This window comes from Amycolatopsis acididurans (assembly GCF_012328925.1).
Lineage (GTDB): Bacteria > Actinomycetota > Actinomycetes > Mycobacteriales > Pseudonocardiaceae > Amycolatopsis_E > Amycolatopsis_E acididurans.
Window position 1 is genome coordinate 1 of the sequence record NZ_JAAXLS010000032.1, and the last position, 13,596, is coordinate 13,596.

Consider the following 13,596-nt stretch of genomic DNA (forward strand, 5'->3'; position numbering starts at 1 on the left):
GGCGGATGGTGCGGGTGGTGGTGGCGCCGGAGGACGTGGCCGTGGCGGCGCTGGCGGTGGCGTGGTGGTCGTAGAGGGTGGCGTTGGGGACGGCGGTGTGGTCACGGGCGGAGGCGGCAGCGGCGTGGTCACCGGCGGTGGTGACGGTGGCACCGTTGGCGGTGTGGGTGGCGGTGGCAGCACGGTGGAAGGTGGCGGGGGCGGCGGTGTCGTCACCGGCGGCGGCACCGGCGGCACCGTGGGAGGCGTGGTCGGCGGTGGCGACGGTCGCGCGGTGAGGCAGCCCGCCATATCCGTGTCCTGCACGGGCGGCCCGCTCGCGAGGAGAGTGTACGAAACGCCCCTGACGACGCCGTAAACACGGCTCCGCCCGCTGGTGGCGTTCGCCGTGACGTAGAGGGTGCCGTCGGGGGCCAGGACCACTCCGCCGTACGCGCGGCTCCACGGCAGGACCGGGCCCGGCACGACGCGCACCGCGCCGGTGTCCGGGTCGATGCTCACCACGTTCCCCTCTGCCACACCGTAGAGCCTGCCGTCCGCCGGATCGACGTCGAAGTCGTCCACGTCCGCGGCCAGGTCCCACGGCCACAGGGTCAGCGCCGAGGTCAACCGCAGATAGGCCGGGCTCGCGGGGTTGACGTCGATCGTGTACAGCACGCCGTATCCCTTGACGTACCAGACGTTTCCGGACACCGCGCCCGCCGTCATGTGCCCCAGGTCGTGCCTGCCCCACCGCTTCGGCGGCCCCAGATCCGTGGCCCGCCCCTGACGATCGAGCGTGATCACGCGTCCCGAATCGCTCATCGCGTAGGCGAGGTCCTGCCGCGCCGTGTAGCCGAGCGCGTTGAGCCGGTAGCCCACCTCGCCCAGCGTGGTCGTCGTCATCTCCGGCAGCCGAACACGCTCCACTGTGGACAATCCACGGCCGCTGGACACCCGCAGTGCCAGACACGACGAGGCCGCCGAAGCCGGACCGGTGAACAGCGTGCTGCCCACGAGCACGAGCACGGCGCACGCGCCACGAAGCCACACGATTCAGCTCAACCTGGTGATCGCCTGGCTGAACGCGTCCGGGCCCACCTTCGCGCCGCCCCCGAACGGGTTCTGCAGCTGATAGATCGCGAACAGCAGCAGCGTGGTGGTCGCGGCCAGGGTGGACACGATGATGATGTGAGTGATCTGCTTGGTACCGCCGAACAGGTTGGGCAGCAACACGAAGATCAGGCTCCCGACGATCAGCACGAACCACACCACGAGCCCGACATTGTTGTCCCGTACGGCGTTCAACCGGGACTGCCGCTGCTCGTAGATCGTCATCAGCTGGTCGGCGGCCTGGGTCTTCTCGCCGGTCAGCCAGTCGTCGTCGCCCGGTATGTCCGCGCTGTCCAGCACCTCGCGCATCTGCTGGAGCTCGTGCCAGCCCTGGTCCGGCACCGTGCCGCCCGCGCGCAGCTCGGGCCATTCGACGCGCACCACGGTGTCCGCGTAGTCCCTGGCCAGCCGGGGCAGCTCGCTCTTCGCCGGCTCCGGAAGCGCCTGCGCCGCCCACGCGACGCCGACCAGCGCCTGAGTCTCGGAATAGGACTCGTCGCGAACGGTGGTCGCCGCGTCGAACAGGGAGATCAGTACGAACGCGACGACCACCGCGTGCAGACCGCCGACGATCGTGAACGCCTGCCCGGCCGCGTCGTTGTTGTCCATCCGGCCCTCGTCCAGGCCGTAGCGTCTGACGAGATACGCGATCAGCGCTCCGCCGAGCACGGCGGCGAGGACCCAGATCGACCCGGTCAGGTACACGCTCATGAGGCTCCTTATCCGGTCGCGAATACGCACACGCTAATCAGGGCCCTATGGCCGGACAAGATCGCGCGTTGTCTTTCATTCGAGCGGCAGCGAATTTGACGCGGCTCTCACTTATTCAGCCCAGATCGATTCCACGCAGCTAATTCCGGCCGCAATTCCGCCGTCACGGCCGGCGCACCCGGGTGTGCTGCTGCTCCAGCCGGGCCACGGTCACGAAGTGGGCGTGACCATCCGTGTTCGCCGATTGTCCGTCGCTCGTTGAAATGCCTGCCGCACAACGCTTTCGTGCGAGTCCACTCCGCCATCGGAGGCAACCCTCCCAGTATCCGGGATCGATTGGGTCCGTTCGGAGCAGCAGGGTGACAGTCACGCGGAACGCCACGGAGACGACTCACACGGTCGTGCCGGGCCGCACTGGTCGCCCCGAGTGATCCGAAACCGTTCGCTCTACTCTCAGTCTTCCCGCCGCGCAGTAATGGCTATTTCCCACGGTCCAATTCGACCGGCCACCACGGACGAGTGACTGTACGGCCCACACCCCCGGTGCTACGGTCGAATTCGCCCCGTGAAATTGGGCGATTCCGATTCCACACGCTGAATCCTGAAATAAGCATGGATTGGTGGTTTTTGCCGTGACAGTGACCGAATCCGCTGAACCCAGCGTCGAAGGCACCCCGCAGCAGAGCTTGAGCACCGCGGCCGCACGCAACCTGGCGACCACGACCAAGTCCGTCCCGCAGATGCAGAGCATCACCTCGCGGTGGCTGCTGCGCGTGCTGCCCTGGGTACAGGCGGCAGGCGGCGCGTACCGGGTGAACCGCCGCCTGAGCTACACGGTGGGCGACGGTCGGGTGACGTTCATCAGCACCGGCTCCGACGTCCGGGTCATCCCCGCCGAACTCGGCGAACTGCCGCTGCTGCGCGGATTCGACGACGATCAGGTGCTCGCCGCACTGGCCGAGCGCTACGAACAGCACGAGTACTCCCCCGGCGACGTGATCGTCGAGTTCGGCCACCAGTCCGACCAGTCGTTCCTCATCGCGCACGGCAAGGTCAGCAAGATCGGCCCCGGCCGGTACGGCGACCAGACGACGCTCGGCGTCCTCGCGAACGGCGACCACTTCGGCGACGAGACGCTCGTGGACCCGCAGAGCATCTGGGAGTACACGGTCAAGGCGGTCACCCCGTGCACCGTGCTGTCGCTGCCGCAGCATGCCTTCGACGACGTGTACGCGCAGTCCGAATCGCTGCGGGCGCACGTCACGGCGTTCCACTCGGGACTGCAGGCGCCGCGCAACGAACACGGCGAGGCGACCATCGAAGTCACCGCTGGGCATTCCGGCGAGCCGGACATCCCGAGCACCTTCGTGGACTACGAGATGTCGCCGCGCGAGTACGAACTGTCCGTCGCGCAGACCGTGCTCCGCGTCCACACGCGGGTCGCCGATCTCTACAACCAGCCGATGAACCAGGTGGAGCAGCAGCTGCGGCTGACCATCGAGGCGTTGCGGGAACGCCAGGAGAACGAGATCGTCAACAACCCCGACTTCGGCTTGCTGCACAACGCCGATGTCAGCCAGCGCATCCACACCCGCTCCGGCCCGCCGACCCCGGACGATCTCGACGAGCTGCTCGCCGCGGTCTGGAAGGACCCGTCGGTGTTCCTGGCCCACCCGCGCGCCATCGCGGCGTTCGGCCGGGAGTGCAACGCGCGCGGCGTCTATCCGGCCGGCATCGACTACCTGGGCCACCAGGTGCCCTCCTGGCGCGGCATCCCCATCCTGCCGTGCAACAAGATCGCGGTGTCGGAGACCCGCACCAGCTCGATCATGCTCATGCGCACCGGCGAGCAGAACCAGGGTGTGGTCGGGCTGCACCAGACCGGCATCCCGGACGAGTACCAGCCGGGGCTTTCGGTGCGGTTCATGGGAATCGACGACAAGGCCATCATGTCCTATCTCGTGTCGGCCTACTACTCGGCGGCGGTGCTGGTGCCCGACGCGCTCGCGATACTGGAGAACGTCGAGATCGGCCGGTGAGGTGGCGGTGCGGCCGAACCCGGAGCACGAGCACGCGTGGCGGCACGCCGCGGCGTGGGCGGCGGAGGTGGGCCTGCCCGCAGCGCCCGGCGCAGCGCGGTCGTGCGCGTACCGGCATCCCACCGCGCCGCGGCGCGAACTGGGCGTCGTGACCTGCTGGTACACCTGGCTGTCCTTTGTGGACCGCCATTTCCTGGACGGCTGTCACCGCCTGCGCACGGGCCAGGCCAGGACGCAGCGGCTGGCTGCCTTCATGCCGGTCACCGGCGGGCCCACCACGGAACCGGCGCGACCCGCCGAGGCGGGGCTGGCCGACCTGTGGGCGCGCACCGTGCCCGGCCGGTCGCCCGCCTGGCGTGCGCGGCTGGCCGAGGAGGTGTCGCGGCTGCTCATGGAGTCGTTGTGGCGCCTGGTGATCGGGTACCGGCATCCGCTGGGCAGCCCGGCCTGGTCGGCCGCACTCGTCGAATACAGCACCGGAGCCGAGGTGCCCGGCGAATCGGTCCGCGTGCTCAACCGGCACTTCGCCGACTGCGCACGGCTCGCCGAGGCCGAGGCGGGCGCGGGCAGACTGCTGGACGCGCGGTTGCGTCAGTTCGACACGTTCTCGCTCGTACAACTTCCCGCGCTCACCGGCGACGAGCGGGTGCTGCGCTACGCCACCGGTCTGCGCGACTGGCTCCACGGCGGGCACCGCGGCTCCCCGGCGCCTGCCCCAGCACCCCTGACCTCCCACTGATTGGTGGTTTTCCCCGTGACGGTAACGGAAGTCCAGGCGAGCGCCCGGCTGAGCCTGAGCACCTCGGCCGCGCGCCAGCTGTCGACCACGACCAAGACCGTGCCGCAGAGCCGCGGCATCACCTCGCGCTGGCTGCTGCGGCGGCTGCCGTGGGTGGAGACCACCGCGGGCACTTACCGGGTGAACCGCAGACTCACGCACGCGACGGGCGAGGGGCGCGCCGCGTTCTACAGCGCCGGCGGCGACGTGCGGGTGGTCCCGGAGAGTCTGGCCGAACTGCCGTTGTTCCACGGTTTCACCGACCAGGATGTGCTGCGGGCGGTCGCGGAGCGGATGGTGCCCCGCGAGTACCGGCCCGGCGACGTGCTCGCCGAAGCCGGATCGCCGCCGGAAGCCGGTTTCCTCATCGCGCACGGCAAGGTGAGCAAGACCAGCACCGGTCCCTACGGCGAGCCGGCCACGCTGGGTGTACTCGCCGACGGCGATTATCTGGGGCAGCAGGTGCTCGCGGAAACGCCCGAGCCGTGGTCGTATTCGGTGCTGGCGCTCACCCCGGTCACCGTGCTGACGCTGGACCGCGAGGAGTTACTGCGGCTGCTGGCGGAGTCCGAGTCGCTGCGCGCCCACGTGTCCTGGCTCCGGTCCACAACGGAGCTTTCGCAGAACAAGCACGGTGAGGCGGCCATCGAGCTGACGTCCGGGCACTGCGGCGAACCGCGGCTGTCGTCGACCTTTGTGGACTACGAACTCGCGCCGAGGCAGTACGAGCTGTCGGTCGCGCAGACCGTGCTGCGCGTGCACACCCGCGTCGCGGACCTGTTCAACGATCCGATGGACCAGGTCGAACAGCAGCTGCGGCTGACCGTGGAAGCGTTGCGCGAGCGGCAGGAAAGCGATCTGGTCAACAACCCGGCGTACGGGCTGCTGCACAACGCCGACTTCCGCCAGCGCATCCAGACCCGCGGCGGCCCGCCCACCCCGGACGACATGGACGAACTGCTGTCCCGGCGCCGCAAGACGGAGTTCTTCCTCGCCCATCCCAGGGCCATCGCGGCGTTCGGCCGCGAATGCACCGGCAGCGGGATCGCCCAGCAGTCCGTCGAGGTCGAGGGAAAGCCCTTTCCCGCCTGGCGCGGCACGCCGATCCTGCCCTGCGACAAGATTCCCGTCACCGCCACCGGCACGACCTCGATCATGGCGATGCGCACCGGCGAACGGTCGCAGGGGGTGGTCGGGCTGCGCCAGAGCGGCATCCCCGACGAGATCGACCCGGGCCTGAACGCGCGGTTCATGGGCATCACCGACAAGGGCCTGCTGTCCTATCTGGTCACCGCGTACTACTCGGTCGCGGTGCTGGTCCCCGACGCACTGGGCGTACTGGAGAACGTGGAGATCGGACGATGACGGATGTGATCGCGGGAACCCGGACCGCACACGAGATCCTGGCGTGGGGCAAGACGATCGTGGAGCCGGAGCTGCGCGCGGCCGCCGGGCGGCTGCCCGCCTCGATGCGGCCCATCGCGTGGCACCACTTCGGCTGGGCGGACGGCGCGGGCAGCGGCAAGGCACTGCGCCCGGTGCTCACGCTGCTGAGCGCGAAGGCTGTCGGCGCGCGGCTGGAATCGGCCCTGCCCGCGGCCGTCGCCGTGGAGCTGGTGCACAACTTCTCGCTCGTGCACGACGACGTGATGGACGGCGACGCGACGCGGCGGCACCGCGCGACGGTGTGGCGGGTGTTCGGTTCCGGCCCGGCGATCCTCGCCGGCGACGCCATGCTCGCGCTCGCCGCGCGGCTGCTGTCCGGGGCTCCGGGCCAGCTGGACGCGTTGATGACCGCGGTGCTGGAGCTGATCGAGGGGCAGAGCGCGGATCTCGAGTTCGAGGACCGGGCCGAGGTCGGCGTCGCGGAGTGCCGGGCGATGGCCGCGGGCAAGACCGGAGCGCTGCTGGGCTGCGCGTGCGTGCTCGGCGCCCTCGCCGGCGACGCCGGTCCCGAGCGGCTGGGCCACCTGCGGTGTTTCGGTTCCGAGCTGGGCCTGGCGTTCCAGTTCGTCGACGATCTGCTCGGGATCTGGGGCGAGCCGGCCGTCACCGGCAAACCGGTGTTCTCGGATCTGCGCAACCGCAAGAAATCGCTGCCCGTCGTGGCGGCGCTGGCCTCGGGCACCGACGCCGGGCACGAGCTGGCCGCGTTGTACCGCACGGAACTGTCCGGCACGCGGCTCGCGCGCGCCGCCGAGCTGGTCGATCTCGCGGGCGGGCGCGCGTGGGCACAGGCACGCGCCGACGAACTGATGACGCAGGCGCTGCGGCACCTGCGTGCCGCCGAGATCGACCCGGGCGCGCACGCGGAGCTGGAAACGCTGGCGCGGTTCGTCGCACGCCGGGATCGTTGAGGGAGTCACCGATGTTCACCGCAGCGCAAAGCATTCTGGCCGCGAACAATCCCGGCAGGCCCGATCCCGGCGAGGTTCTCGTCGCCGATGACCTGGTGTGGCCGGACCGACCGTCGATCGGCTGCCCGGCATCGCCCCTGCTGGCCGGTGAGCTGGCCAGGCGCGGGGTCCGCGCGGCACGCGGGCACCTGCACGTCGAGACCGCCGACACCGTGGCCCTGCGGGCCGTGTTTCCCGCCGCGGAGCACGAGGCCGGGCTCGGGGTCGCCGTGACCGGCTCGCCCGCGCTGACCGAGCAGGTGTGCGGGGCGATGGCCGCCTGCCTCGCCGTCGCCGGCACCGCACGAACGGTGCTGCTCGCCGCACCCCGGTCGTTCTGCGCCGGGGTGGAGCGGGCGGTCGAGATCGTCGAGCGGCTGCTCGCCCGGCGCGGCGGGCTGATCTTCGTGCGTAAGCAGATCGTGCACAACGCCCATGTCGTCGCCGATCTGGAGGACCGCGGCGCGGTGTTCGTCGACGAGCTGGACCAGGTGCCGCGCGGGGCGACCGTGGTGTTCTCCGCGCACGGGGTCTCCCCCGCGGTCCGCGCGCACGCGGCACGGCGGCGGCTGGACGTGATCGACGCGACCTGCCCGCTGGTGACGAAGGTGCACGCGGAGGCCAAACGGTTCGCCGCGGCGGGCCACACGGTGCTGCTCATCGGGCACGCCGGGCACGAGGAGGTGGAAGGCACCCTCGGCGAGGCCCCGGAACGCACGGTGCTGGTGCAGTCGGCCGAGGACGCCCGCACGGTGCGGGTGCCCGATCCGCGGCGCGTGTCCTACCTGACGCAGACCACGCTGAGCGTCGACGAGACGGCCGAGGTGCTGGACGTGCTGCGCCGCCGGTTCCCGGCGCTGCGCGGCCCGGCCTCGGACGACATCTGCTACGCCACGACCAACCGGCAGGACGCGCTGCGGGGCATCGCGGCGGCCGCGGATCTGGTCCTGGTCGTCGGCTCGCGCAACTCGTCCAACTCGATGCGGCTGGTCGAGCTGGCCCGCAAGCAGGGCACCCCGGCGCAGCTCATCGACGACGCGGCCGGCATCAGGACGGACTGGCTCGCCGGGGTGCGCACGATCGGGCTCACCGCGGGCGCGTCCGCGCCACCACGGCTGGTCGACGACGTGATCGCGGCGCTGGGCGGGCTCGGCCCGCTGACCGTCGAGGAACGGGAAACCACGCGCGAGACGGTGCACTTCACGTTGCCGCGAAAAGTCCGGCGCTGACCCCCGGCTCCGGCGCTAGTGTTCGGAGATGGACACGATGGCGGAGGTCGGTTCGGAAGAGGAGCTGCGGGAGCTGATCGGGCACCCGCTGCCACGGGTACGGGACAAGGAACGCGGCTCGCTGCACGAGATCCACCGGCGGTGGCTGGCCCGCTCCCCCTTCTGCGTCATCGCGACCGCCGGCGCCGACGGCGCGTGCGACGCGTCCCCGAAGGGCGACCCGCCCGGATTCACCCTGGTGCTGGACGACACCACCATCGCCATCCCCGAACGCCCCGGCAACCGCCGGGCCGACGGGCTCCGCAACATCCTGGTCAACCCGCACGTCGGGTTGACCTACTTCGTGCCGGGCCGCGGCGACACGCTGCGCATCAACGGACGCGCCCGGCTGATCAAGGACGCGCCATTCTTCGACCTGATGATCGTGCAGGGGCACCGGCCCAGCCTGGCGATCGTCGTCGAGATCGAGCAGATCTTCTTCCACTGCGCCAAGGCTTTCCTGCGGTCCCGGTTGTGGCAGCCGGAGACCTGGGGACCGGATTCGGTGCCGTCGCGGGCGCTGATCGCGCAGGCGCTGGAACGTCCCGAGGACTCGCTGGAAGAACTCGAACGCTACTACGGGCCCGACTACGCGAAGAAACTCTACCGCTGAAAGCCCGGGCCGAGGCTCACACAGTGCGAGGCCCCCTCATCGCGAGGGGGCCCGGCACGGCGTCACGACCGGCTAACGCTGGTCGAGATCCGGATCGTCGTCGGCGGGCGGTTCCGGGTCGCGCCACTCCTCGGCGCGGCTGGACCCGTTGCCCTGCAACGTCCCCTGCAGCTCGTGCTTGAGCTGGTCGTCCTCGCGCGGGCTGTGCTTCTCGCTACCGCGATGCATCAGCGGCCTCCTTTGAGCGGGTCGTGGCCCAGCGACATCAGCCGGTGCCGCCAGTTGTCCTGGCCCGCCGTCGGTTCCAGATCGTCGCGTCGCTCGGCGTGGACCCGGTCCACGACGTTGCGCATCACCCGCTCGTCGTCGGCCGTCAGATCACCGCGGCGTTTGCCCAGGATCTCCAGGACGTGCCTGCCGGTCGGGGTGCCCGCGTGGTCCGGCAGCTCCTCGGTAGTCTCGTCGGCGGAGCGGATCCGCAGCCATTCACTGAGCTCACGGGAAGACATGTTGACCACGCGGTGAAACTCCTCCCACAGCTCGGTCTCCACCGGCATCCGGCATCACCTCCCGGCGAACTTGCGGATGAGCACGACGGCCAGCACGACCGCGCCGACGGCGGCGCCGGTGGACAGGGCCACCTTCTGGGTCGTGGCCGCGGTCTCCTTCATCTTGTTGGCCAGTGCCTCGGCCGTCTCGCCGAGTTCCTGGCGCGTCAGCTCGACATCCAGGCGTGCTTCCTCGGCGTCGGCGGGGAAAGTCTCGCGCTTGTCAGCCATGGCCGTAGTCCCCTCGCATCGCGCTGACGTCCTTCTTGACCCCCGCCGCGGCCTCCTCGGGCACCGGCGGCGTCGCCGACTTCAGCTGCTTGCCGCCGACCATCGCCGCGATCCCGCCGATCACCAGCAGCGCCGCGCCGATCAGCAGCGCGGACAGCCACGCGGGCACGACCAGTGCCAGCGCGAGCACGGCGGCGGCGATCAGGGTGGCGCCACCGAACACCGCGACGATCCCGGCCGCACCGGCGAGGCCGGCACCGACGCCGGCGTGCTTGCCCTTCTCCTTCAGTTCCGAAGTGGCCAGCCGCAACTCGTCGCGCACCAGACGGCGCATCTGCTCCGAGGCGTCCTGGACCAGCTGCGCGACGGACCGGCCCTCGACCGCGGTGGATCCACGGACCTCTTCACTCATCGTCGTCACCTCCGGACTTCGACTACCCGGAGGTGGCAAGCGCTAACCGTCGTGTTCCGCGGTACCCGGAGCCGCCTTCTCCGACAACGTCGCCCGCGCGTCTTCATGCGGGACCGGCTTGCCGGTGAGCGTGATGTGGCCTTCGGCGTGCAGCCGCTCCACCAGATGCGGATAGTGCAGTTCGAACGCGGGACGCTCGGAGCGGATCCTGGGCAGCTCCAGGAAGTTGTGCCGCGGCGGCGGGCAGGTGGTGGCCCATTCCAGCGAGTTGCCGAAGCCCCAGGGATCATCCACCTCGACCGGTTCGCCGAAGCGGTAGCTCTTCACCACGTTGTAGACGAACGGCAGCATCGACGCCCCGAGAATGAACGCGCCGATCGTGGAGATCGTGTTCAGCGTGGTGAACCCGTCGGTGGGCAGGTAGTCGGCGTAGCGGCGCGGCATGCCCATGTCGCCGAGCCAGTGCTGCACCAGGAACGTGGTGTGGAACCCGATGAACGTGGTCCAGAAGTGCAGTTTGCCCAGCGATTCGTCGAGCATCCGGCCCGTCATCTTGGGGAACCAGAAATACACCCCGGCGAACGTGGCGAACACGATCGTGCCGAACAGCACGTAGTGGAAGTGGGCGACCACGAAATAGGAGTCGGTGATGTGGAAATCCAACGGTGGGGAGGCCAGGATGACCCCGGTCAGCCCGCCGAAGAGGAACGTCACCATGAACCCGACCGACCACAGCATCGGGGTCTGGAAGGAGATCTGCCCCTTCCACATCGTGCCGATCCAGTTGAAGAACTTGATCCCGGTCGGCACCGCGATGAGGAAGGTCAGGAACGAGAAGAACGGCAGCAGCACCGCGCCCGTGGCGAACATGTGGTGCGCCCACACCGCGAACGACAACGCCATGATGCCCAGCGTCGCGAACACCATCAGGCGGTAGCCGAACAACGGTTTCCGGCTGAACACCGGCACGATTTCGGTGATGATCCCGAAATAGGGCAGCGCGATGATGTAGACCTCGGGATGGCCGAAGAACCAGAACAGGTGCTGCCAGAGGATCGCGCCGCCGTTGGCGGGATCGAGCAGATGCGCGTCGATGATCCGGTCGGCGCCCAGCGCGAACAGGCCCGCGGTCAGGATCGGGAACACGGCCAGGATCAGCACGCTGGTGAACAGGATGTTCCAGGTGAAGATCGGCATCCGCCACATCGTCATACCCGGACAGCGCAGGGTGACGATCGTCGTCACCATGTTGACCGCGCCGAGGATCGTGCCGAGACCGGCAACGATCAACCCGAAGATCCACAGGTTCCCGCCCAGTCCTGGCGAGTGCATCGCGTTCGACAACGGCGTGTAGGCCGTCCAGCCGAAGTCCGCCGCGCCGCCCGGCGTGGCGAACGAGGACAGCACGATGAGGCCGCCGAAGAGGAACAGCCAGTAGGAAAACGCGTTCAGCCGTGGGAACGCGACGTCCGGCGAACCGATCTGCAGCGGCAGCACCAGGTTGGCGAAGGCGAAGACGTTCGGCGTCGCGTACAACAGCAACATGATCGTGCCGTGCATGGTGAACAGCTGGTTGTACTGCTCGTTCGACAGGAACTGCAGGCCTGGCCGGGCCAGCTCGGCACGCATCAGCAGCGCCAGCGCGCCGCCGATCATGAAAAACGCCAGCGAAGTGAACAAGTAGAGCAGACCGATCACCTTGTGGTCGGTCGTGCGCGCGATACTGACCAGCGCCCGGCCCTTGCGGTGCCGGGCCGGAAGCTCATACCGGTTGCCCAGCACAATGGGCCGGGCCCGCAACTCCGTCATTCGCGTCCTCGCCTTCGTCGCAGACTGCGTATCCCGGCGTACCCACTGTCCTCCGGTGGGAAAAGTGAATCAAGCCCCTAATCCGTAAGTGGCGAAGGCACTGCGGATGACGGGCTGGGCCACGTTGCGGACACGCACCCCACCGGGTGTCACTCCCTGCTCGCAGCCGAAGTGCGCGTGCCCGTGAACGGCGAGGTCGGCGCGTGCTTCGTCGATCACCTCGCCGAGTTGGTAACAGCCGAGGAACGGATATATCTCGGGAGGTTCACCACGCAGGGTTTCCGGAATCGGCGAGTAATGGGTCAGCGCGATCCGGACATCGGTGTCGAGTCGGGCCAGTGCACCGCGTAATGCCTCGGATCGTTCGATCGTGTGACTGACGAATGCCTTCATCTCGCGCTCGCCGAAATTGCTCGCGCATTTCCCGGCGAAGCCGCCGCCGAAGCCCTTGACGCCGGCGACGCCGAGCCGCTGCCCGTTGACCCGCAGCGTGGTGGCCGTGCCCTCCAGCACGACGATGCCGTGGTCCTCCAGCAGCTTCGCGATGTCGTCACCGAGGTCGCAGTGGTGGTCGTGGTTGCCGAGCACGGCGACCACCGGCACGTCCAGGCCGCTGAACTCCTCGGCGGCGACCCGCGCCTCGTCCAGCGCACCGTGCCGGGTCAGGTCGCCGGCCAGCAGCAGGACGTCGGCGTGACCGGCGAGGTTGTCGAGCGCGGGACGGAGCCGGCCGCGGGCGTCCTCGCCCAGGTGCACGTCTCCGACCGCGGCCACACGGATCACCGCAGTTCCTCCCTCCGTGCCGGCTCGCGGGTGTCGGCCACCCGCACGTCGTTGTGCACGGTCACCTCCGGCGCCACCTCCCGCAGGACGCGTTCCAGGTCGGCCCTGCGCTCCTCGGTGGCCACCTCTCCGGAGAGGTACACGGCGTCCGCGCGCACGTTGACCCGCACGCCCAGCTCGGCCGTGCGCGGGTCCTCGGCGAGGGCCCGCCGGACATGGGCGACGCGGTACTGGATCTCTTCCGTCATGCGCGCACCTCCGTCACGGAAAGCGACTCGATCAGCATCAGAAACGCCTGCGCGTAAGGGGATTCGGCGGTTTCGGTCGCGACCTCGTCCCAGTGGACCTGCTCCCGCAGATCGCGGGCGATGTGCAGCAGCGGGGTGAAATCGCAGCGGTGGGCGTCGAGGACCAGCAGCTTGTCGACCATCAGATCGGTCGCGCTGATCACCGGCGCCCGCGCGGGACCGATCCGCATCGTCTCGGCGCGGTCCAGCAGCGCGGCCATGTCCGTGCGGTGATTGGGGCGGAAGACCAGGTCGACGAGCACGTCTTCGTCATAGGCCTTGAGCAGCCAGTCTTCGGGTGGGTCCGCCGGCCGCATCCCCACCTCGCCGAGCGCCCGCTGGGCCCGGTGGACGTCGCCTTCGTGCACGAACACGTCGACGTCGTGATCCGACGGCGGCCCGCCGCGCGCGTACACCGCGCACCCGCCCGCCACCGCGAACTCGACCCGCCGGTCGGCGAGCGTGTTCACCACCTTGGTCAGCGTTCGCAGCAGGGCGTGCTCGTCCATCTGCCGCGACTACCCCGCCCGTGCCGCCGCGAAACCCGGTCCACAACGGACCATGGTCCGCGGCGCGTTTCCCGGCCCGTGTCCTAGGGTATGTGCGGTTTCGTCACGAAAAGTTCAAGC

At 69.4% G+C, this 13,596-nt stretch carries 16 protein-coding genes; 6 read left to right on the forward strand and 10 right to left on the reverse strand.

What is annotated here, in order from left to right:
• Both HFP15_RS30160 and HFP15_RS30165 read right to left on the reverse strand, forming a co-directional pair.
• Positions 1–1,032 (reverse strand): DUF6923 family protein (locus HFP15_RS30160; RefSeq protein WP_168520173.1); only part of this gene is annotated, 1,032 nt, incomplete at its 3' end.
• 3 nt (positions 1,033–1,035) lie between these two features.
• On the reverse strand, positions 1,036–1,803 hold the full coding sequence (locus tag HFP15_RS30165; RefSeq protein ID WP_168520174.1) for a bestrophin-like domain: 768 nt from the start codon (positions 1,801–1,803) through the stop codon (positions 1,036–1,038).
• Between the two features lie 632 nt (positions 1,804–2,435).
• Here HFP15_RS30165 and HFP15_RS30170 point away from each other — a divergent pair.
• Genes HFP15_RS30170 through HFP15_RS30195 form a run of 6 tightly spaced genes read left to right on the forward strand, consistent with a single transcriptional unit; the run spans position 2,436 to position 8,897 of the window.
• On the forward strand, positions 2,436–3,842 hold the full coding sequence (locus tag HFP15_RS30170; RefSeq protein WP_312871816.1) for a family 2B encapsulin nanocompartment shell protein: 1,407 nt from the start codon (positions 2,436–2,438) through the stop codon (positions 3,840–3,842).
• Between the two features lie 7 nt (positions 3,843–3,849).
• Complete coding sequence (locus HFP15_RS30175; RefSeq protein ID WP_168520175.1) at positions 3,850–4,581, forward strand: terpene synthase family protein; 732 nt, start codon at positions 3,850–3,852, stop codon at positions 4,579–4,581.
• A 15-nt stretch (positions 4,582–4,596) separates the two neighbouring features.
• Positions 4,597–5,985: a family 2B encapsulin nanocompartment shell protein gene (locus tag HFP15_RS30180; RefSeq protein ID WP_312871817.1), complete on the forward strand. Its 1,389-nt coding sequence runs from the start codon at positions 4,597–4,599 to the stop codon at positions 5,983–5,985.
• Positions 5,982–6,977, forward strand: a complete 996-nt coding sequence (locus HFP15_RS30185; RefSeq protein WP_168520177.1) for a polyprenyl synthetase family protein — start codon at positions 5,982–5,984, stop codon at positions 6,975–6,977. The genes HFP15_RS30180 and HFP15_RS30185 overlap by 4 nt, the downstream gene beginning before the upstream one ends.
• An 11-nt stretch (positions 6,978–6,988) precedes the next feature.
• Positions 6,989–8,245: a 4-hydroxy-3-methylbut-2-enyl diphosphate reductase gene (gene ispH, locus HFP15_RS30190; RefSeq protein WP_168520178.1), complete on the forward strand. Its 1,257-nt coding sequence runs from the start codon at positions 6,989–6,991 to the stop codon at positions 8,243–8,245.
• A gap of 28 nt (positions 8,246–8,273) precedes the next feature.
• Positions 8,274–8,897, forward strand: a complete 624-nt coding sequence (locus tag HFP15_RS30195; protein ID WP_246272165.1) for a pyridoxamine 5'-phosphate oxidase family protein — start codon at positions 8,274–8,276, stop codon at positions 8,895–8,897.
• 72 nt (positions 8,898–8,969) lie between these two features.
• Here HFP15_RS30195 and HFP15_RS30200 read toward each other — a convergent pair whose 3' ends face one another.
• The 8 genes from HFP15_RS30200 to HFP15_RS30235 all read right to left on the reverse strand — a co-directional run bounded on the left by HFP15_RS30200 (position 8,970) and on the right by HFP15_RS30235 (position 13,476).
• A complete protein-coding gene (locus HFP15_RS30200; RefSeq protein ID WP_168520179.1) occupies positions 8,970–9,125 on the reverse strand; it encodes a hypothetical protein in 156 nt (51 codons plus the stop codon).
• The gene (locus HFP15_RS30205; protein ID WP_168520180.1) at positions 9,125–9,454 is read right to left on the reverse strand and encodes a DUF3140 domain-containing protein; all 330 of its coding nucleotides are present in this window, start codon (positions 9,452–9,454) and stop codon (positions 9,125–9,127) included. The genes HFP15_RS30200 and HFP15_RS30205 overlap by 1 nt, the downstream gene beginning before the upstream one ends.
• A 6-nt stretch (positions 9,455–9,460) precedes the next feature.
• Positions 9,461–9,676 (reverse strand): DUF3618 domain-containing protein, encoded by a 216-nt coding sequence (locus tag HFP15_RS30210; RefSeq protein ID WP_168520181.1) that lies wholly within the window; start codon positions 9,674–9,676, stop codon positions 9,461–9,463.
• The gene (locus tag HFP15_RS30215) at positions 9,669–10,088 is read right to left on the reverse strand and encodes a phage holin family protein (protein WP_168520182.1); all 420 of its coding nucleotides are present in this window, start codon (positions 10,086–10,088) and stop codon (positions 9,669–9,671) included. Before HFP15_RS30215 ends, HFP15_RS30210 begins: the two co-directional genes overlap by 8 nt.
• A gap of 42 nt (positions 10,089–10,130) precedes the next feature.
• Positions 10,131–11,897: an aa3-type cytochrome oxidase subunit I gene (gene ctaD, locus HFP15_RS30220; RefSeq protein WP_168520183.1), complete on the reverse strand. Its 1,767-nt coding sequence runs from the start codon at positions 11,895–11,897 to the stop codon at positions 10,131–10,133.
• A gap of 69 nt (positions 11,898–11,966) precedes the next feature.
• Positions 11,967–12,680, reverse strand: a complete 714-nt coding sequence (locus tag HFP15_RS30225; RefSeq protein WP_312871818.1) for a metallophosphoesterase family protein — start codon at positions 12,678–12,680, stop codon at positions 11,967–11,969.
• Positions 12,677–12,928: a BON domain-containing protein gene (locus HFP15_RS30230; RefSeq protein ID WP_168520184.1), complete on the reverse strand. Its 252-nt coding sequence runs from the start codon at positions 12,926–12,928 to the stop codon at positions 12,677–12,679. Before HFP15_RS30230 ends, HFP15_RS30225 begins: the two co-directional genes overlap by 4 nt.
• Positions 12,925–13,476 (reverse strand): nucleotidyltransferase family protein, encoded by a 552-nt coding sequence (locus HFP15_RS30235; protein WP_168520185.1) that lies wholly within the window; start codon positions 13,474–13,476, stop codon positions 12,925–12,927. Before HFP15_RS30235 ends, HFP15_RS30230 begins: the two co-directional genes overlap by 4 nt.
• Positions 13,477–13,596 lie beyond the last annotated feature (120 nt).

Coding starts and splice junctions, on each gene's coding strand:
- HFP15_RS30165 (WP_168520174.1), bottom strand. CDS start 1,803: ATGAGCGTGTACCTGACCGGGTCGATCTGGGTCCTCGCCGCCGTGCTC.
- HFP15_RS30205 (WP_168520180.1), bottom strand. CDS start 9,454: ATGCCGGTGGAGACCGAGCTGTGGGAGGAGTTTCACCGCGTGGTCAAC.
- HFP15_RS30215 (WP_168520182.1), bottom strand. CDS start 10,088: ATGAGTGAAGAGGTCCGTGGATCCACCGCGGTCGAGGGCCGGTCCGTC.
- ispH (WP_168520178.1), top strand. CDS start 6,989: ATGTTCACCGCAGCGCAAAGCATTCTGGCCGCGAACAATCCCGGCAGG.
- HFP15_RS30210 (WP_168520181.1), bottom strand. CDS start 9,676: ATGGCTGACAAGCGCGAGACTTTCCCCGCCGACGCCGAGGAAGCACGC.
- ctaD (WP_168520183.1), bottom strand. CDS start 11,897: ATGACGGAGTTGCGGGCCCGGCCCATTGTGCTGGGCAACCGGTATGAG.
- HFP15_RS30230 (WP_168520184.1), bottom strand. CDS start 12,928: ATGACGGAAGAGATCCAGTACCGCGTCGCCCATGTCCGGCGGGCCCTC.
- HFP15_RS30200 (WP_168520179.1), bottom strand. CDS start 9,125: ATGCATCGCGGTAGCGAGAAGCACAGCCCGCGCGAGGACGACCAGCTC.
- HFP15_RS30185 (WP_168520177.1), top strand. CDS start 5,982: ATGACGGATGTGATCGCGGGAACCCGGACCGCACACGAGATCCTGGCG.
- HFP15_RS30195 (WP_246272165.1), top strand. CDS start 8,274: ATGGACACGATGGCGGAGGTCGGTTCGGAAGAGGAGCTGCGGGAGCTG.
- HFP15_RS30235 (WP_168520185.1), bottom strand. CDS start 13,476: ATGGACGAGCACGCCCTGCTGCGAACGCTGACCAAGGTGGTGAACACG.